The 18,469-nt window shown below is 56.4% G+C and carries 14 protein-coding genes and 3 tRNA genes; 7 read left to right on the plus strand and 10 right to left on the minus strand.

What is annotated here, in order from left to right; translation table 11 throughout:
• Positions 1 to 2 precede the first annotated feature (2 nt).
• From rnd to purM, 3 genes are all read right to left on the minus strand, one after another.
• The gene (gene rnd, locus AC2FLB_RS01520) at positions 3 to 1,160 is read right to left on the minus strand and encodes a ribonuclease D (protein ID WP_496691182.1); all 1,158 of its coding nucleotides are present in this window, start codon (positions 1,158 to 1,160) and stop codon (positions 3 to 5) included.
• 113 nt (positions 1,161 to 1,273) lie between these two features.
• Positions 1,274 to 1,870 (minus strand): phosphoribosylglycinamide formyltransferase, encoded by a 597-nt coding sequence (purN, locus tag AC2FLB_RS01525; RefSeq protein WP_496708492.1) that lies wholly within the window; start codon positions 1,868 to 1,870, stop codon positions 1,274 to 1,276.
• Positions 1,867 to 2,913, minus strand: a complete 1,047-nt coding sequence (gene purM / locus AC2FLB_RS01530) for a phosphoribosylformylglycinamidine cyclo-ligase (protein WP_496708493.1) — start codon at positions 2,911 to 2,913, stop codon at positions 1,867 to 1,869. The genes purN and purM overlap by 4 nt, the downstream gene beginning before the upstream one ends.
• 107 nt (positions 2,914 to 3,020) lie before the next feature.
• On the opposite strand from purM, the gene AC2FLB_RS01535 reads away from it, so the two are divergent.
• Positions 3,021 to 3,097, plus strand: a tRNA-Ile gene (locus AC2FLB_RS01535).
• 245 nt (positions 3,098 to 3,342) lie between these two features.
• Here AC2FLB_RS01535 and AC2FLB_RS01540 read toward each other — a convergent pair.
• The gene (locus tag AC2FLB_RS01540) at positions 3,343 to 4,662 is read right to left on the minus strand and encodes an ATP-binding protein (protein WP_496708494.1); all 1,320 of its coding nucleotides are present in this window, start codon (positions 4,660 to 4,662) and stop codon (positions 3,343 to 3,345) included.
• A gap of 44 nt (positions 4,663 to 4,706) precedes the next feature.
• Between AC2FLB_RS01540 and AC2FLB_RS01545 the strand changes: the two genes are divergently transcribed.
• The 4 genes from AC2FLB_RS01545 to AC2FLB_RS01560 all read left to right on the plus strand — a co-directional run bounded on the left by AC2FLB_RS01545 (position 4,707) and on the right by AC2FLB_RS01560 (position 7,759).
• Complete coding sequence (locus AC2FLB_RS01545) at positions 4,707 to 5,621, plus strand: MBL fold metallo-hydrolase (protein ID WP_496708495.1); 915 nt, start codon at positions 4,707 to 4,709, stop codon at positions 5,619 to 5,621.
• Between the two features lie 80 nt (positions 5,622 to 5,701).
• A tRNA-Asn gene (locus AC2FLB_RS01550) sits at positions 5,702 to 5,776 on the plus strand.
• Positions 5,777 to 5,903: 127 nt separating this feature from the next.
• Positions 5,904 to 5,978: transfer RNA gene (locus AC2FLB_RS01555), tRNA-Asn, on the plus strand.
• Between the two features lie 317 nt (positions 5,979 to 6,295).
• Positions 6,296 to 7,759 (plus strand): flavin-containing monooxygenase, encoded by a 1,464-nt coding sequence (locus AC2FLB_RS01560; RefSeq protein ID WP_496708496.1) that lies wholly within the window; start codon positions 6,296 to 6,298, stop codon positions 7,757 to 7,759.
• Positions 7,760 to 7,842: 83 nt separating this feature from the next.
• Here AC2FLB_RS01560 and AC2FLB_RS01565 read toward each other — a convergent pair whose 3' ends face one another.
• From AC2FLB_RS01565 to zwf, 4 genes are all read right to left on the minus strand, one after another.
• Positions 7,843 to 9,462 carry a long-chain-fatty-acid--CoA ligase gene (locus AC2FLB_RS01565; protein WP_496708497.1) on the minus strand — a complete coding sequence of 540 codons (1,620 nt, stop codon included), beginning with the start codon at positions 9,460 to 9,462 and terminating at the stop codon, positions 7,843 to 7,845.
• 151 nt (positions 9,463 to 9,613) lie between these two features.
• Positions 9,614 to 11,227 (minus strand): glucose-6-phosphate isomerase, encoded by a 1,614-nt coding sequence (gene pgi, locus AC2FLB_RS01570; protein WP_496708498.1) that lies wholly within the window; start codon positions 11,225 to 11,227, stop codon positions 9,614 to 9,616.
• Between the two features lie 4 nt (positions 11,228 to 11,231).
• The gene (gene pgl, locus AC2FLB_RS01575) at positions 11,232 to 11,903 is read right to left on the minus strand and encodes a 6-phosphogluconolactonase (RefSeq protein ID WP_496708499.1); all 672 of its coding nucleotides are present in this window, start codon (positions 11,901 to 11,903) and stop codon (positions 11,232 to 11,234) included.
• Entirely contained in the window at positions 11,900 to 13,348 is a 1,449-nt protein-coding gene (zwf, locus tag AC2FLB_RS01580) for a glucose-6-phosphate dehydrogenase (protein WP_496691175.1), read from the minus strand. The genes pgl and zwf overlap by 4 nt, the downstream gene beginning before the upstream one ends.
• Positions 13,349 to 13,511: 163 nt before the next feature.
• Here zwf and AC2FLB_RS01585 point away from each other — a divergent pair, with 163 nt between their 5' ends.
• Entirely contained in the window at positions 13,512 to 14,465 is a 954-nt protein-coding gene (locus AC2FLB_RS01585) for a radical SAM protein (protein WP_496708500.1), read from the plus strand.
• Here the strand turns inward: AC2FLB_RS01585 and AC2FLB_RS01590 are convergent, their stop codons facing one another.
• Both AC2FLB_RS01590 and AC2FLB_RS01595 read right to left on the minus strand, forming a co-directional pair.
• Positions 14,466 to 15,161 (minus strand): lipid-binding SYLF domain-containing protein, encoded by a 696-nt coding sequence (locus AC2FLB_RS01590; RefSeq protein ID WP_496708501.1) that lies wholly within the window; start codon positions 15,159 to 15,161, stop codon positions 14,466 to 14,468.
• A gap of 103 nt (positions 15,162 to 15,264) precedes the next feature.
• The gene (locus AC2FLB_RS01595; RefSeq protein WP_142633572.1) at positions 15,265 to 15,534 is read right to left on the minus strand and encodes an usg protein; all 270 of its coding nucleotides are present in this window, start codon (positions 15,532 to 15,534) and stop codon (positions 15,265 to 15,267) included.
• A 224-nt stretch (positions 15,535 to 15,758) separates the two neighbouring features.
• Here AC2FLB_RS01595 and gyrA point away from each other — a divergent pair, with 224 nt between their 5' ends.
• The gene (gene gyrA / locus AC2FLB_RS01600) at positions 15,759 to 18,452 is read left to right on the plus strand and encodes a DNA gyrase subunit A (RefSeq protein WP_496701510.1); all 2,694 of its coding nucleotides are present in this window, start codon (positions 15,759 to 15,761) and stop codon (positions 18,450 to 18,452) included.
• Positions 18,453 to 18,469 lie beyond the last annotated feature (17 nt).

Here is an 18,469-nt window from a genome sequence, read left to right on the forward strand (position 1 = left end):
TGCTAAAGCTCTACGACCGTGACGGTCTGCCCTTTAGCTGCCAGGGCGATTTTGCCATCGCACAGTTTCAGAGCATCTTCGCCGAATACCTCGAACCGCCAACCGGACATTGCAGGTAATTCCCGTTCACCGGCTGCGATCTGATCCAGTTCGGAACTGGTAGCAATCAGTTTGGCAGCCACGCCCGAGCTTTCCGTTTTTGATTTCAGCAGCACCCGCAATAGGTCGGCAAGCGCAGGATTTACCTTCAACTTGTCACGGCTGGTATCAATCTTGGGCAATTTTTCTGGTGGGCAATTAACACCCTTTTTGACAGCGGCCAGAATCCCATCCGCAATGACCCCTTTGCGGGCCTCGCGCAGCAGCAGGCGCGATCCACCCAAATCTGAGAAAGATTTCGGCTTGGTCGATGCCAGTTCGATCAGAGCGTCGTCTTTGAACACCCGGCTGCGCGGTACGTTGTTTTCCTGCGCATAGGCTTCGCGGAACTCGGCCAACTCGCGAACAACAGCCAAAAACTTGGCCGAGTTCGTCCGGGTTTTGATACGCTTCCACGCATTTTCGGGCTGGATCTCATAGGTGCCGGATTGCGTCAGCGTGCGCAGCTCTTCGGCGACCCAATGGCTGCGCTTGGTTTTCGTCAACTCGGCCGACAGATACTCATAGATTTTCCGCAGATGCGTTACATCCGCCAGCGCATAGGTCTTTTGCGCCTCGGACAGTGGGCGGCGTGACCAGTCGGTGAATCGAGAGGTCTTGTCCACGCCTTCCTTACAAATCTTGCGCACCAGGGTTTCATAACCAACCTGCTCGCCGAATCCGCAGACCATGGCGGCGACCTGCGTGTCGAACAGAGGGTTGGGGAACACACCCGCCTCAACCCAGAAAATCTCAAGATCCTGACGGGCTGCGTGAAATACTTTGACCACGCTTTCATCGGCGAAGAGCTCGTACAAAGGCTCCAGAGTCATCCCTTCGGCCAACGGGTCGACCAAAACGGCGCTGTCTTCGTCGGGCGACGGGACCGCCAGTTGAAGCAGGCAAAGTTTTGAATAGTAGGTCCGTTCGCGCAGGAACTCGGTATCTACGGTTACGTAATCAAAGGCCGCAGCCGCTTTGCAGAAATCGGCCAGCTCTTGCGTCGTCGTGAGGGTTTTCATTCGTGGTGCTATTCTTGCTTTTGTTTTTAATCACCCGTCAGTCCTACACGTTTCCGGGCCGTCGGGCGAACCATAGGCCGAATGGCAACCGCGTGTAAATCACCCCGCGGGATTCACGGCAAAAGCACCGGCGTGCGGTCATTTCCGGCAAAGCGGCGCAATACGGCCGGATAAAGCCTGTGTTCGTAGGTCAGAACGCGCGCCGCCAAAGTCTCAGGAGTGTCTCCAGCCTCAATATTCAGGCGGGCTTGCCCCAAGATTGGGCCATCGTCCAGCGCTGCGGTCACTTCGTGAACCGAGCATCCATGCTCAATATCACCTGCTGCAATCGCACGGGCATGGGTGTTCAGACCCTTGTATTTTGGCAACAGTGACGGGTGGATGTTCAGCATCCGACCCTGAAAGCGCGAGACGAAATCACCGGTCAGCACCCGCATGAACCCAGCCAAACACACAATGTCCGGTTGTGCTCGCTCTAACGGTTTCAGCAGCTCGGCCTCAAAAGCTGCGCGGTCGCCCTTGAATGGCCGGTGATCTACGGCTGCCGTTGCAATTCCCCGATCAGCTGCCTTTTTCAGTCCCCCAGCCTCAGCATCGTTCGACAAGACCAAACAAGGTCTGGCCGGATGGTCACCGGTCATGCTGTCGACCAGAGAGACCATATTCGACCCCCCGCCTGAGAGCAGAATGGCGACGCGCTTATGGCTCACTGCAATTTGCCCGAATAGGCCACTCCTGCGGTGTCGGTTACGGTGCCAATCCGCGAAACCGTCTCACCAGCTTGGGCCAGCAGTGCCGACAGGTCGTCGGCCTGCTCTGCGCCGCAAACCACGATCATGCCGATGCCGCAGTTGAAAGTCTTGAGCATCTCGGATTCAGCAATACCGCCGGTTTCTGCCATCCAGCGGAATACGGGTGGCAAATCCCAGGAGTTCAAGTCGATCTGGGCACCCAGCCCTTCGGGCAGCACCCGTGGCAGGTTTTCGGTCAGGCCACCGCCGGTGATATGGGCGAGCGCATGCACCCCGCCTGTCCGGATCGCCTGTAGCGCAGGTTTCACGTAAAGGCGCGTCGGGGTCAGCAGTGCCTCGCCCAGCGATCCATCCCCAAAGGGCGATGCCGCATCCCAACCCAGGCCCGAGATCTCGACCAGCTTGCGCACTAGCGAATAGCCATTGGAATGCACCCCGTTTGAGGCCAGCCCAAGCAACACGTCACCCTGTTGAACATCTGCAGGAAGGTGTGCGCCGCGCTCCATCGCACCGACCGAAAACCCGGCCAAATCGAAATCACCATCGGGATACATGCCCGGCATCTCGGCAGTTTCGCCACCGATCAATGCGCAATCCGATTGAACGCAGCCTTCGGCAATGCCCTCAATAATCCGTGCGGCGGTCTCGGTATCCAGTTTGCCTGTTGCGAAATAGTCGAGGAAGAAAAGTGGCTCGGCACCCTGACAGATCAGATCGTTGACGCACATGGCCACAAGATCGATACCGACGCCATCGACCAGGCCTGTATCAATCGCGATCCGCAACTTGGTGCCTACACCGTCGGTGGCGCCGACAAGAATCGGATCCCGAAAACCTGCATCCTTCAGGTCGAACAATGCGCCGAACCCGCCCAGCCCGCTCATCACACCGGATCTGTTGGTCCGCTTGGCAGCAGGTTTTATCCGGTCGACCAGAGCATTCCCCGCATCAATATCAACGCCCGCATCCGCGTAAGTGATTCCGTTTTTGCCTGCTGTCATGGCCAACCTCTTTTGAATGGTTCCCGCGCGGGTTAGTCGATTGTTGGAGATGTTGCAACGGTCAGGCTTGACGCGGGCGTTCACCATGATAGGCAAAGCGCCTAGGCGGGCCTGTAGCTCAATTGGTTAGAGCAGAGCGCTCATAACGCTTTGGTTGGGGGTTCGAGTCCCTCCGGGCCTACCAAAATCCGCAAATTTCCCTTTAAAAACAACGCTCGATCGGCCCGAAAATAGAGAGAGATGCTCCACGACCTAACAGTAGGTTGCGAGGCAAGTGCCCCACGATTTCAGGACATATCTTCGATTCCCGCCCGGGATATCCCGGTAACTTTTCAGGCGCTTGAATCAGTCTATCGGTCACTGAACATCCGACAATCCAAGATGAACTCACACCAGATTTGGCAGAGCAGAGGTCCGGTGCACGATGCTCTAGCGACCGATGATAATATCGGCACACAGACCGCCCAGATGTTCGCTTTTGCCCAATCGAAGCACGCCGCCATGGGCTCGGGCGACATCTGCCACAATGGCCAACCCCAGACCAACACCGCTGCCCCGATTCTGGTTGCGCGCAGGATCCAATCGCGAGAAAGGTTTGACCGCTTCGGTGCGCTGCTCGGGCGGAATACCCGGACCATCATCTTCGACGCGGATACGCAGCGATTTGGAGGAGACCGACAGGCTGATCTCAGCGCGATTTCCGTACCTGACCGCATTCCCGATCAAGTTCTCTACCGCGCGACGAATAGCCGTCGGGCGCAACATCGCGGTTCCTGCGCCATCAACCTTTACCAATTCGACCTTATGCCCTGCCCTGCACGCATCCTTGACGATCTGCCGAAGGAACCTCTCAGGGTCTACGGATTCCGGCGCCACCTCTGCCGCTCCTTTGGAAAAGTCCAAAAACGCGTCCAGCAATAGCTGCATTTCATCCACGTCCTGTTGCAATGGCGCTGCCTCACCTTCGGGCAACAAAGACAACCCAAGCTTGAGACGCGTCAAAGGCGTTCGCAAATCGTGGCTGACACCGGACAGCATCATGGTGCGCTGCTCCATCTGACGCTCAATCCGGGCGCGCATATCCAGAAACGCACTGCCAGCCGCTCGCACCTCGATCGCGCCGCCTGGCGAATAAGGAACAACCCGCCCGCGTCCGAATGCCTGTGCAGCCTCGGCCAGACGGGTGATCGGTCGCAGCTGGTTGCGCATGTACAAAAACGAAATGGTTGTCATGATGATCGCAAAGAACAAGACGGTCACAATCAACTGATGCGGCGCGGTTGGGGACAATCGCCGACGGTCGAAAGTTAGCTGCAATACACCCAAATCCGTCTGCAGATACAATCGAGCCTCCTGCCCGCTTGGCAAGGCGACCGCTACAAGATCGGGAAGCAAAGCGCGCAACTCGGATTCGACTTGAGGTGCAATGAAATCATACCAGCGGCGATTCCCGATGACTGGCGTTTCGTTTATCCCGAGAAACCGCAGTTTCATATCAAGCGCGGCCAGATCGGGCCGAAGTTCGGCCACCGCCTGTTGCTGCGTTTCAGAATGTTCTATCACATCCGTAACCAGCGTAACCTCACGCGATGCGGCACGAGTCATTTGCGCAGTGACATCTTCCAGGTGCTTTTGCAAAAAGGCGACACTGATCACCAGCAGCATCACCACCACCGGCAAAATGAGAATCAAAGCCGCCCGAGCGTACAGGCTGCGCGGCATATAAAGTTTGAGCCATTGCGTCGTCATGGGTTAAACCTAACGGGCTGTTCAGACGAGAGAAAGAGTGCAGAATGCAAGCACCGGACGATTTCAATCCAATGCCAGGTCGAGATGACGAGTTACAACCGGGCCTAAGGCGGATTCTCGCCCCCAACCCGTCTCCGATGACATATCGCGGCACCAATACATACTTGCTTGGCCAAACCGATCTTGCGGTGATTGACCCCGGCCCTGCCAATGCGGACCATCTGGATGCAATCCTGAACGCGGTTAAACCCGGACAACGGATCAGCCACATCATTGTCACACATTCTCATCTGGACCACTCTCCGCTTGCTGCACCGCTGGCCGAACGAACGCAAGCAAAGATCATTGCTTTTGGAGGCCCCGAAGCAGGCCGCAGTGAGGTGATGGCCGAATTGGCCAATCAGGGGCTCGCAGGCGGAGGTGAAGGGATCGACACGGCGTTCCGCCCGCATATCGAAGTCGAAGATGGTGATGTAATCGCCGCCGAAGGGTGGCAGTTGAATGTGATCCATACGCCTGGTCATCTTGGTAACCATATTGCGCTGGGTTGGGGGGATGTCTGCTTTACCGCCGATCATGTGATGGGTTGGGCCAGTTCATTGGTGTCACCACCTGATGGTGATCTGACCGATTTCATGGCGGCTTGCGAAAAGCTAGGACAACATAACTGGTCAGTATTCCACGCAGGGCATGGCGCACCGATTAACGACCCTGCCAAAAGGCTCGATTGGTTGATCACCCACCGGCGCGCCCGGGAAAAACAGATTCTGTCCGCATTGGAAACCAGGCCAGGAACCGCCCGGGAATTGGCCGAGCGAATCTATACCGAAACCCCCGCTGCCCTGTTGCCCGCTGCCGAACGGAATGTATTCGCCCATCTCGTTGATCTTACATGCCGATTTCTGATTGCACCGCAGTCAAAATTATCCGTCGGCGCGATCTTCGCCAGAACCCCATAGATGCCGAGGTAATTTTTTTTCCAAAACCGCGCTTCCCCTCTGGACGGCGAAATTTCGGGTTGCTATATGGCGCGAACCGTTCCGGCGTAGCTCAGCGGTAGAGCAGTTGACTGTTAATCAATTGGTCGTAGGTTCGATCCCTACCGCCGGAGCCAATACCCCCAAAACACACCGCAAATTATCATGGATGCCCGCCTTCGCTGTGTGCACGTTTTTTCGACGAAAAAACTCACGCCCCCCACTGGACGCCGAAGAGTCGGGTTGCTATACGGCGCGAACCGTTCCGGCGTAGCTCAGCGGTAGAGCAGTTGACTGTTAATCAATTGGTCGTAGGTTCGATCCCTACCGCCGGAGCCAATCTTCCAAAATCTTTACGACTATAGAAACACCCTGCTTCAGGCCGTTCGCCATAACTCAGGGCAGATGATAAACGGTTTCAAAGGTTCATCTTCTAATTTTTCCATTCCCTTCAACCCAAAGTTGAGGGATAAGTTCCCAATTACATTTGCATTGAAGGACTTAGTCTGGGCCCAAGTTATTAGCAGGCTCAGGTGAACTTGAGATAAATTGAAAGAAGATTTTATGCCGGTCACGCTTGTCCCAAAGCCAAACCAGGCAGATCAGAAACGCCACTGGCAAGTCGCGAAACGGACATACGAGCATAAGGAAGTATCATGAAGCAGGTGAACTGTTTGATCATAGGTGCTGGCTTTGGCGGCATTGGTATGGGCTACCAGCTCAGACAAGCGGGAATCGACAGTTTCGCAATACTCGACAAGGCCACTGATTTTGGGGGCACTTGGCAGCATAACACCTATCCCGGTGCGGAATGCGATGTGCCCTCGCATTTGTATTCTTACTCTTTCAGCAAAACGCCGGACTGGAGCCGAAAATGGTCGGGACAGAAAGAGATTCTGGATTACATCCGGGATTGTGCGGAAACATTCGGAGTGATCGCGCATTTACGCCTTGGCTGCGCCGTCACTTCAGCAAGCTTCGATCCGACAAGTGAAATGTGGACTGTAACGACCAAGGGCAATGGAGATGAAACCTATCTCTGCCGCCACGTGGTTTGCTCGGTTGGTCAGTTGCACTTTCCCAACCGTATTGGGATACCGGGGATGAAGCTCTTCGGGGGAACCATATTCCATTCTGCCGAATGGCGCCATGATATCGACCTGAAGGACAAATCGGTTGCTGTGATTGGAAATGCAGCCAGCGCGCTGCAGTTCATCCCAGAGATCGCCAAACAGGCAGACATTCTGACAGTTTATCAACGCACGGCAAATTGGGTCATGCCCAAAGGCAACAAGACCTATGGCGAGAGCTTCAAGTCGCTGATGCGTTCGATGCCCTTCCTTCAAAAACTTTATCGCTTCCGCCTTTGGGCCGAGAATGAATTCAAGATCTTTCCAGTCATGAAAGGATCGAAACTGCACGAGATGCTGATGCAGAACATACTGAACCGGCATCTGGAAAAGACGATATCGGACCCAAAACTGCGCGAGGCGCTTCGGCCCAAATACCCGCCCGGCGCGCGTCGCCTTTTGGTCTCGGACAGCTACTATCAGACCCTGAACCAGGACAAGGTTGAGTTGGTGACGGACGGAATCGACTGTTTCACCAAAGATGGGATCAAGACCACAGACGGTACCGAACGCAACCATGATGTGGTCATTCTTGGCACCGGGTTCCAATCCAACCCCTTCCTGCAAGCTATTGATATCAAGGGACGTGATGGTATCTTGTTGCGCGATGTTTGGGATAAGGGTGGTGCGCGGGCCTATCTTGGTATTTCGGTTCCCAAATTCCCCAATCTGCACATTATTTACGGACCAAACACAAACCTTGGCCACACGACGGTACTGGCCATGATCGAAGCGCAAATCGGTTTTGTCATCCAACTTATCAAGGCGGCCGATCACGGCACGATCGAAGTAAAACCTGAGGCGGCATTGCGTTTCGATGACGAGATGCAACAGCGTCTTGCCAAAAGTCAGTGGGCGCGGATCAAGCGCAGCTATTACAAAGATGGCGAGCGGATAACCACCAACTGGCCAGGCAGTTCGTTCGAGTATTTCAGGCGCACGAGGAAACCCAAACTGGCAGATTTCAGGCGTGGAACTTCAGAAGGCTGAGGGGCTATAGATCTACGTTCGCCGCGAAGTCAGAAAACCCGGCAAACCATCTCGCTTGTGTCTGCCAGACCAGTGATCTTGCGCTAGGTACTCAGCAGACCTTTGAAGTCTTCCCGCAGGTTGCGTTTCAGGATCTTGCCAGTCGCGTTCAGTGGCAGCGCGTCCACAAAGACTACCCTGTCCGGGATCTGCCACTTGGCTATCTTACCACCAAAAAACGCCAGCAATTCTTCTTCGCTTGGGTTTGCCCCCTCGGCTTTCACCGCCACAAGAACGGGCCGTTCGTCCCATTTCGGATGCGGCACACCTACAACGGCTGCGCCTGCCAGCTTTGGATGTGCCACCGCGATATTTTCGAGCTCGACCGAACTGATCCATTCACCGCCGGACTTGATGATGTCCTTTGAGCGATCTCGGATCGTCATATACCCGTCCGGGTCCAGTGTCGCCACGTCGCCAGTGGCAAACCAACCGTCTTGCAGCAGACCCTGATCCTGCATCATGAAATAGCTGTCCAATACCCAGTATCCGCGCACCATCAGGTCTCCCTGTGTTTCACCGTCGCGCGGAAGCTCATTGCCCAGATCATCAACGATTTTCAATTCGACCCCATAACAAGGACGGCCCTGACTTTCCCGAAGCCCATACTGCTCTTCTTTGGGCAGTTTTCCATGTTTCGCCAAGGGCTGGTTCGCGGTTCCCAGCGGGCTCATCTCGCTCATCCCCCAGGCGTGGACTGTATCAACACCGTAGGTTTCGCGGAACGTCTCGATCATCGACGGCGGACATGCGGCCCCACCAATAACTGTGCGCTCAAGACTGGACAGTTGACTGCCCGACTTCTTGGCAGAGGCCAGCAGACCCTGCCAGATCGTCGGCACACCCATGGCCAGTGTCACGCCATAGCTGTCAATCAAATTGACCAATGCCTCGCCATGCAAATCTGGTCCCGGCAATACCATCCGAGACCCCGACATCGCGCAAGCGTACGGCGATCCCCAAGCGTTCACATGGAACATCGGTACAACTGGCAGTACCACATCCATCGCCGAAAATCCGATCACGTCACGCGTGTTGGACCCAAAACTGTGCAAAACTGTCGAGCGATGGGAATAGAGCACCCCTTTGGGGTTGCCGGTTGTGCCCGAAGTGTAACAAAGGCTTGAGGCTGTGTTTTCGTCCAGCCTCGGCCATTGAAAGCCGGAATCACCGGTTTCGATCAGCTCATCATAGAACTGCACCCCTGGAACCTGCGCGATTGCGTCATCATTCCGCGGACCCATTAACACGAAATGCTGCACCTCTGTCAGTTGGTCCTTCAAAGCGGCGACAAGCGGGATGAATGTGGCGTCGAAAAACAGAACCCGGTCCTGCGCATGATTGATGATATAGGTCAGCTGCTCTGGAAACAGCCTGGGGTTTACGGTGTGGCAGACGAATCCAGCACCCGAAGTGCCATAGTAGATTTCCAGATGGCGGCGGTTGTTCCATGCCAATGTCGCTAGCCGAGCGTGCGGTTCCAGCCCAAGACCTAACAGTGCAGAGCCCAATTTTCGCGCGTTCTCGGCGACTTGCGACCAGTTTGTTTCAGTCAAACTGCCGTCAGTTTCGACAGAATAAATCTCGGTTTGGCCATGATAGCGATCGGCATGCTCGATCAGTGACGAGATCAGCAACGGTTGCGTCATCATTTGTCCCAGCATGGACATCCTCCCTGTGTCGGGGCCGCTTTTTGCAGCACCTTCTTGTTTGCCACGCATCTTTGACTGTTGGCGCGGTCAAAAGAAATCCTGCCAAGCATTTAATTGTCTGACAATAGAAGAATGCGTCATGCAAGGGCTGCAAAGCTGGCTTTTATTCGGTTTCCCGGTGCAACATGGCATAGGCAACAAGGGCGGCGGTTGACCCGTCTTTGGTCTCGGTACCTTCTGCACCGTCCACGATTGGCCCCAGTGAAGTCGCCAGTTCCTTGCCCAGTTCAACGCCCCACTGGTCAAAAGAGTTGATCCCCAACAGGACCCCTTCGACGAATACGCGATGCTCGTACAGGGCGATGATCTGCCCCAGAACAAAAGGCGTTAGCTTGGGGTACATCAGCGTGGTCGAGGGACGATTGCCAGCAAACACCCGATGTCGGGCCTGACGTTCGCATTCTTCACCCGTCAACCCTTTGTCGGCCATGCGCTGCCGCGCCTCGTCCAGCGATCGGCCGCGCATCAGCGCCTCGGACTGGGCCAGACAGTTGGCCAGCAGCAGACGGTGATGGTGGGTCAGCTCGGGTTCATGTCCCTCGGCAGCGACCATGAATTCGCAAGGGATAACGTCTGTGCCCTGATGGATCAGCTGATAAAACGCATGCTGACCATTGGTACCAGGCTCACCCCAGACCACCGGACCCGAAGGAATGGTCAGCGCACTGCCGTCCATGGCAACGGATTTGCCATTCGACTCCATCTCGAGCTGCTGAAAATATGCGGGTAAGCGCAGGAGACGCTGATCGTATGGCAGCACGGCCCGGCTGGCATATCCCAGAACCTGCCGATGCCAGACACCGGTCAAAGCCAACATCACCGGCATATTCTCGGACCAATCGGCGGCGCAAAAATGCACGTCCATTGCCTGTCCACCACGCAAAAACGCGTCAAAGGCCGTCGAGCCTACGGCAATCATCACCGGCAGGCCCACAGGCCCCCAAACCGAATAACGCCCGCCGACCCAATCGGCGAAACCAAACACGCGCTGTTCGGGAATGCCAAAGGCCTGAGTCTTGTCCAAAGCACTGGAAACCGCAGCAAACTGTCGGGCCGGCTCCCCGCCGCCATCGACCATCCAGGCGCGCGCGGTGCGGGCATTGGTCATGGTTTCAATGGTCGTGAACGTCTTGGACGCGACAATCACAAGTGTCCGCGTCGGATCCAGCTGCCGTAGAACATCGGCAATATGTGCCCCGTCTACATTCGAGACAAAGTGCATCCGTGGCCCATCGTGATACGGAGCCAGCGCATGCGTGGCCATAACCGGTCCCAGATCAGACCCACCAATTCCGATATTCACCACATCGGTAAAGCTGCCCCCTGCCCCGGACACGGCACCCCCACGGACCTCTTCGGCAAAGACACGCATCCGCTGCAGCGTATCCAGAACGCCAGGCATGACATCCAGACCATCCACGTCGACCGGACCGCCATCCAGATTCCGCAATGCCGTATGCAGAACCGAGCGTTCTTCGGTTTCATTGATCTTGGCACCCGCAAACATCGCGTCGCGCCTGTCGGCAAGCCCCGCCTCGTCGCATAGGCGGATCAGGGCCGCGCGAATATCCGTGTCAATCTGCGTCTTTGAATAGTCAAACAGCATATCGCCCGTCGAGGTCGAGAAAACCTGTGCCCGATCCACGTCTTGTTCGAACAAGTCCAAAATGGAACGACCGCCATCTGACGCAAATGCCTTGAGAGTATCCAGGTTCATAACTCTACTCCGCCCAATGGACCGTCATGCCGCCCAACACAGCAGCAATCGGTGCCTCTTTGGGATGCAGGGACATGGCTCGGTCCAGCGCCTTACGTTTGGTTTCCCCAAAAATCACCAGATGCTTAGACAATGCGCCGTCCAAGACCGGAGCCGTTAATGTAATCCGCGCCTCGGGCTGAACTTCGGGTCGGGCCACGGCCAACGTCGGCGCATGCCCGTCCAATGCGGCGGCCAACCCGTCCATCCCCGGAAACAGCGAGGCGGTGTGCATATCTTCGCCCATACCCAGCATGAGAACCGAAAGAGGCAGCACGGGCGCAATCAAGCTTTCAATTTCGGGCAGCACCGATTCCGGATCTTTGCCATCCAGATACAGCGGCACATATTGCGCGACCGAGGCGCGATTGGTCAGCAAACGCTCTTGGATCAGCCGCGCATTTGCGCGATCGCTGTCGCTGGGCACGCACCGTTCATCCGTTGGCAGAATTCGGACCCGGTCCCAATCCAAATCAGCGGCACACAATCCGTCAAAGACCGGCCCGGGTGTGGTACCGCCCGGCACAGCAAAAGAAACCAGATCGTGATGCAGCAGCGCCGCCTCAAGATCTCCGGCGATAGCATTGGCCACGTCGATGGCTAGCATATCCCGGTCGGCGTATTCCTGAATTTTCATGGGTTTATCCCTTGCCAACGGCGACCGTCCCGTTTCATCAGCAGCTCGGCGTCGCCCGGCCCAGTGCTGCCGCTCTCATAAGGTTTCGGCACATCGCCACGCGCCTGCCATCCTGCGATGATCGGGTCTGTCCAGGCCCAGGCGGCCTCGACCTCATCACCGCGCATGAACAGCGTCTGATTGCCTCGGATCACATCCATCACCAGACGTTCATAGGCGTCTGGCGGGTCCTGGTTCTCGGCGCCCAGGGCCTCGGCAAAGCTCATGTCCAAGGGCACGTCGACCAAACGCATGCCGCCTTGCCCGGGCTCTTTGATCGTTACTTTCAGCGTGATGCCCTCATTTGGCTGCAGGCGGATCGACAGCGCATTCGCATGACGCCCGGCATCCGCTCCAAAGATCGAGTGCGGCGCGTCTTTGAACATCACATTGATCACCGAAGACCGGGCCACAAGGCGCTTGCCCGTGCGCAAGTAGAACGGTGTTCCCGCCCATCGCCAGTTGCTGATATGCGCCCGCAGCGCCACATAGCTTTCCGTGGTCGAGCGCGGATTTCCAACGGCTTTGCGGTAACTTGAACTTTCGCCCTCAAACTGCCCCCGCACGATATGATGCGGCTTTACCGGGTCCAGAGCGCGAATGACCTTGAGCTTTTCATCGCGCACCGCATCCGGGTCGAACTTGGCCGGAGGTTCCATGGCGATCAGGCACAAAAGCTGCATCAGGTGGTTCTGCATCATGTCGCGCATCGCGCCTGCGCGCTCGTAATACTCTTCACGGCCGTTAATTCCGACGGATTCGGCTACGGTGATCTGGATATGGTCGACATACTGGCTGTTCCAAAGTGGTTCGAACAACATGTTGCCGAACCGTACAGCCATCAGGTTTTGGACGGTTTCCTTGCCCAGATAGTGGTCGATTCGATAGATTTGACTTTCCCTGAAATGCGCGGCCAGCGTGGCATTCAAAGCCCGCGCACTTTCCAGATCATGGCCAAAGGGTTTTTCAACCACGATCCTCGTCTGCGGCGTTGTCAGATCATACGCCTCGATCCGTTCCGCCAGAGGGCCAAACAACCGCGGCCCCACCGAAAAATAGAACGCCCGAACCCGATCCGGCTGAAGTTTCTGCGCAAGCTCGGCCCAGCCATGATCCGCAACAGCATCCAATGTCACATAATCAACCCGCTGCAAAAACGCGTTCAGCGCAGCGGTGTCCTGACTGTGTCGTCCGGCATGTGCCTCAAGCGAGTTGCGGACCAAATTGCGGAACTTGTCACGGTCATAATCCGTTCGAGCCGCCCCGATTACTTGCGCGCCTTCAGCCCACTGGCCAGCACAAAACCGGCGAAACAGAGCGGGCAGGATTTTACCCTGCGCCAGATCGCCGGTTCCGCCAAAAATGACCAGATCAAAGGGGTCTACAGGTATGACGCGAGAAACCATGTGTTTTCCTTACCTTGCCCTATGCTCAATGTCCAATGTTAGCGCAACCATTTTTGCGGATTTCCGCGACATCAATTCTCTGTCAGTTCACCCATGTCTCACTTTGCGAAACGGTCTGAAACCTCTAATTCAAGGTGACAACAGAAAAGAACCGGAAACCGGAATGAAAGACAACGCCCCTCAGATCGTCAATATCGGCAAGTTTCAAAACAAATTGGTGACAACGGATGGCCAGACTCGTGCCTCGGTGGCGTTGACCAACCCCGAGACGCTCTGGTTCAATACCGGGACTCTGTGCAACATCGAATGTGTGAACTGCTATATCGAAAGCAGCCCGACCAATGATGCGTTGGTCTATATCTCGGCGGGTGAAGTGCGGGACTATCTGGACCAGATCGAAGACAGAAACTGGCCCGTGCGTGAGATTGGCTTTACCGGTGGTGAGCCGTTCATGAACCCCGACATGATCGAGATGGCACGCGCTGCGCTGGAACGCGGCTATGAGGTGTTGATATTGACCAACGCGATGCGGCCAATGATGCGCCAGAAGATGCGCGAGGGATTGACTGAACTTCAGCGCGACTACGCTGGGAAACTGACGCTGCGGGTATCGCTCGACCATTATCGTGCCGACCTGCACGATAAGGAACGTGGCAAAGGCAGTTTTGACAAAACCGTGGAAGGTATGAAGTGGCTACGCGATGGCGGATTCCGGATGGCTGTTGCCGGCAGAACCGTATGGGGCGAGGACGATGAAAAAAGCCGTCAGGGATATGCTACGTTATTCAACCGCCACGGGTTTGGCATCGACGCGCATGACCCTGCGCGAACGGTCCTTTTCCCTGAAATGGACGAAACCGTCGAAGTGCCGGAAATTACGACCGCCTGCTGGGGAATCCTGAACAAATCACCCGCGACTGTGATGTGCGCCAGTGCCAGGATGGTGGTCAAACGCAAGGGCGCTGAAAAACCGGCCGTTCTGGCCTGCACGTTGCTGCCTTATGAGCCGGAGTTCGAGATGGGGCATACGCTGGCCGAGGCGGAAGCGGACGTGCACCTTAACCATCCACATTGTGCCAAATTCTGCGTCCTGGGTGGGGCCAGCTGCTCGGGTTGATCAGTTCAGTTCCGGCGATTTCCAGAATTTTGTACCCGACGCGCCCGCTGCCACGCGCCACCCTGTCTTGGACAGTTCAAAAAAGGACCGACCGTCGGTGAATCGCACGGTTTCCGTCGTGTTTTCGTCGCCGTACATGGCACCGGTTTCGGCGGTCGCGTCATAGCCTTGAGTGATGAACTTATCCAGATCAGCAGCTGTTTCGAACATGATCACAAACTTGGATTCAAAGCCGCCGATGCCGATCGCGCCACCCACGCCGCCTGTTCCCATGTTCATATATGTGTGCTGGCCGGTATCCTTTGAAACCGCCACACCCCGCCCATACCCAGCCGAGACTGGAAACACCGTAACCTTGCGCGAGTCGAACACGGCATAGCCGGCACAGACCTCGTACAGTGATTGCGCTTCGGGATTTTCGGCCAGCAACTGATCCAGAATCTGCGTGGCCAATGTGTCCAGCTTGGCGCGCGTCTCTTCCGGAGTGGCCTCATTGCTTAGCAATTCGGTGGTCGAGTCGACCGTACCCTCAACAGCTTTCGCGCCTTTATCGATTGTCTCGCCAACGGTTTCGGCCCCTTGCCCGACAACGTCAGCCGCGTTTGCCGCGCCTTTTTTGATCTTGTCCAAAACTCCCTCAGCGGCGACTGACCCACCAAGCAAAACGGCGGCGACAAACAGCAACATTCTGGGCATGGGACATTTCCTTAGCTGATCAATGGTTTGGACACGACCCTAGCCTAAGAAAATCAAATGGAACACGCCCTTTCGTTACACAGCCAATAATCTGTCAGTGCGGCTAATTCACCCGAAACTCGCCAACTTGATTGCGCCACTCTCCGGGCGCGATCATCTTACGGTGGGTGAATTTTACGGAATGTAAGGGGCCTTCGATCTCTCGCTGCCAGAAATCAATGAACTCGAACAGTTTCGGATGATCCGGCGCCAGATCGTATTCCTGCCAGATGAAGGTGTTCAGAACATGGATATAGTCGGGCATGTGGTAGAATAATTCCGCCGTTGTCAGCCCATAACCTTTAAGCATCAATTCCGTTTCGCTGCGCTCCATTTCGACCTCAATTTTAATTGCAAGGTCCCCCTATTGTATCACGAAAACACCCTAATCCTTAGTTAACAATATGTTACCGTGATGTTACCGGAGTTTCTCACTTGCAAAATGGTTGCTTGCTTGCACCTTATGTGCCGGGTCTGATAAGGTGTATCCACAAGATATAGAGTCTGCATACAGAACGGGCAGTTTACGTGAACGATACGCCAGAAGTTCCTGAAAATATGGATGAAAACCCACCAGAACGCCCCGTTTACGGTGGCCCGACGGTCTCCATCGAATCCGAAATGCGCACGTCCTATCTGGACTATGCGATGTCGGTCATTGTTAGCCGTGCGATTCCTGATCTGCGCGATGGGTTGAAACCGGTACATCGGCGCATCCTTTACGCGATGCACGAGACCGGAAACACCCATGACAAATCCTATCGCAAATCGGCCCGTCCGGTCGGCGACGTAATGGGTAAATACCACCCACACGGCGACAGCGCGATCTACGACGCGTTGGTGCGGATGGCTCAGGATTTCTCGATGTCGCTGCCGCTGCTGGACGGTCAGGGCAACTTTGGCTCGATGGACGGCGACAACCCGGCGGCCATGCGCTATACCGAAGTGCGGATGGACAAGCCCGCCGCCTCTCTGCTGGCGGATATCGAGAAAGACACCGTCGATTTTCAGGACAACTATGACGGCAAAGACAGAGAGCCGACAGTCCTGCCCGCACGGTTCCCGAACATGCTGGTCAACGGCGCTGGCGGCATTGCCGTGGGCATGGCGACCAATATCCCGCCGCACAATCTTGGTGAGGTGGTCGACGCCACCCTCGCCCTGATCGACGATCCCGATCTGACGTCCGAGCAGCTGATCGAGTATGTTCCAGGCCCCGACTTCCCGACCGGCGGCGTAATGCTGGGCCGGTCCGGCGCGCGCAAAGCCTATTTGGAAGGGCGCGGCAGCGTCATAATTCGCTCGAAGACCCGCGTCGAGGAAATCCGCAAAGACCGCTATGCCATCGTGGTTGATGAGATTCCATATCAGGTGAACAAGGCTTCGATGATCGAAAAGATCGCCGAGGCCGTGCGTGAGAAGAGGATTGAAGGCGTCAGCCACGTTCAGGACGAATCCGACCGTAACGGCGTACGCGTGGTGGTCGAACTGAAACGTGATGCCACGCCCGAAGTTGTATTGAACCAGCTTTTCCGTTTTTCGCCGATGCAAACCTCGTTTGGCTGCAACATGCTGGCGCTGAATGGTGGGCGACCCGAGCAACTGACTCTGCGCCGGTTCCTGACCTCCTTCATTGACTTCCGCGAGGACGTCGTCGCCCGTCGCACTGCGTACGACCTGCGCAAAGCCCGCGAACGCAGTCACATCTTGTGCGGTTTGGCCGTGGCAGTTTCGAATGTGGATGAGGTGGTTGCAACCATCCGCTCATCCGCTGACGCCGCGCAAGCGCGTGAAAAGCTGATGACCCGCCGCTGGCCCGCGGCTGAGATCGAAAGCTATCTGCGCCTGATCGACGACCCTCTGTCCATGATGAACGACGACGGCACCTATAACCTGACCGAAGTTCAGGCCCGCGCGATCCTCGACCTGCGCCTGCAGCGATTGACCCAGATCGGTGTCAAAGAGGTTACGGACGAACTGGAGGAACTGGCGGGTAAGATCCAGGAATACCTGGATATTCTGTCCTCGCGAGAGCGCATCATGTCGATCATCGGGGATGAGCTGCGCAGCGTTCGTGAACAGTTTGCCGTGCCCCGTCGCACCGAGATCGTCGATTGGTCCGGCGACATGGAAGACGAGGACTTGATCGAGCGTGAGGATATGGTCGTGACCGTCACGTCGGGCGGCTACATCAAGCGTACTCCGCTGGCCGATTTCCGGGCGCAAAAACGTGGTGGCAAGGGCCTGTCGGGAATGCAGACCAAGGAAGAGGACGTCGTTACCAACCTTTTCGTGGCGAACACGCATACACAGTTGTTGTTCTTCACCACTGACGGGATGGTCTACAAGCTCAAGACCTGGCGTCTGCCGCAGTCGGGGCGCACTGGCAAGGGCAAGGCCATTGTCAACATCCTGCCGATTCCGACCGGGGTGTCCATCGCGGCGATCATGCCCGTGGATGTGCCGGACGAAGAATGGGAAAACCTGCAGATCATCTTTGCCACCAGCGCAGGCGATGTGCGCCGGAACCGACTGTCGGATTTCACCAATGTCCGCCGCAACGGCAAGATTGCGATGAAATTGCCCGAGGGCATCGAACTGGTGAATGCACGCATCTGCTCAGAAGACGAAGATGTGATGCTGGTCACCAATTCGGGCCGCGCAATCCGGTTCCGCACCACTGATGTGCGCGTGTTCAACTCACGCGAATCCACCGGTGTTCGGGGCATAAGACTGAGCAGTGGCGACCGTGTCGTCTCGATGTCGGTGATCCGCCACTTTGAAGCTGATCCGGATGAACGCGCCGCCTATCTCAAGATGCGCCGCGCAGTGGCAGGCATCGCCGATGACGGTGAGACGGATGAGGATGAAGCAACCCCCGGCACCATCACGCAAGAACGCTATGCCGAGATGTCTGCGGCCGAAAACATGATCCTGACGATTACCACTGGCGGTGCAGGCAAGCTGAGCTCCAGCCACGACTACCCGGTCCGCGGACGCGGCGGCATGGGTGTCGCGGCGATGGATAAGGCGATGCGCGGCGGGGCACTTGTGGCGTCGTTTCCGGTCGATATCGAAGATCAGATCATGCTGGCCACGTCCAAGGGTCAGTCGATCCGGGTCCCGATCGAAGGCATCTCGTTCCGCTCGCGGTCAGCAGGTGGCGTGAAGGTGTTCAACACCGGCAAAGGCGAAGAGGTTGTCAGCGTCGCCTGGATCGCCGATCAGGGTGACGAGGAAACCGAAGAGTAACGCGGCCGTCTAGAATT

This window comes from Ruegeria sp. CDSA236 (assembly GCF_059611285.1).

Bases quoted from the DNA above. Each gene is read 5' to 3' on its own strand.
- rnd (WP_496691182.1), bottom strand. From the start codon at position 1,160: ATGAAAACCCTCACGACGACGCAAGAGCTGGCCGATTTCTGCAAAGCG.
- purM (WP_496708493.1), bottom strand. From the start codon at position 2,913: ATGACAGCAGGCAAAAACGGAATCACTTACGCGGATGCGGGCGTTGAT.
- AC2FLB_RS01540 (WP_496708494.1), bottom strand. From the start codon at position 4,662: ATGACGACGCAATGGCTCAAACTTTATATGCCGCGCAGCCTGTACGCT.
- AC2FLB_RS01545 (WP_496708495.1), top strand. From the start codon at position 4,707: ATGCAAGCACCGGACGATTTCAATCCAATGCCAGGTCGAGATGACGAG.
- AC2FLB_RS01560 (WP_496708496.1), top strand. From the start codon at position 6,296: ATGAAGCAGGTGAACTGTTTGATCATAGGTGCTGGCTTTGGCGGCATT.
- AC2FLB_RS01565 (WP_496708497.1), bottom strand. From the start codon at position 9,462: ATGCTGGGACAAATGATGACGCAACCGTTGCTGATCTCGTCACTGATC.
- pgi (WP_496708498.1), bottom strand. From the start codon at position 11,227: ATGAACCTGGATACTCTCAAGGCATTTGCGTCAGATGGCGGTCGTTCC.
- pgl (WP_496708499.1), bottom strand. From the start codon at position 11,903: ATGAAAATTCAGGAATACGCCGACCGGGATATGCTAGCCATCGACGTG.
- zwf (WP_496691175.1), bottom strand. From the start codon at position 13,348: ATGGTTTCTCGCGTCATACCTGTAGACCCCTTTGATCTGGTCATTTTT.
- AC2FLB_RS01585 (WP_496708500.1), top strand. From the start codon at position 13,512: ATGAAAGACAACGCCCCTCAGATCGTCAATATCGGCAAGTTTCAAAAC.
- AC2FLB_RS01590 (WP_496708501.1), bottom strand. From the start codon at position 15,161: ATGCCCAGAATGTTGCTGTTTGTCGCCGCCGTTTTGCTTGGTGGGTCA.
- AC2FLB_RS01595 (WP_142633572.1), bottom strand. From the start codon at position 15,534: ATGGAGCGCAGCGAAACGGAATTGATGCTTAAAGGTTATGGGCTGACA.
- gyrA (WP_496701510.1), top strand. From the start codon at position 15,759: ATGGATGAAAACCCACCAGAACGCCCCGTTTACGGTGGCCCGACGGTC.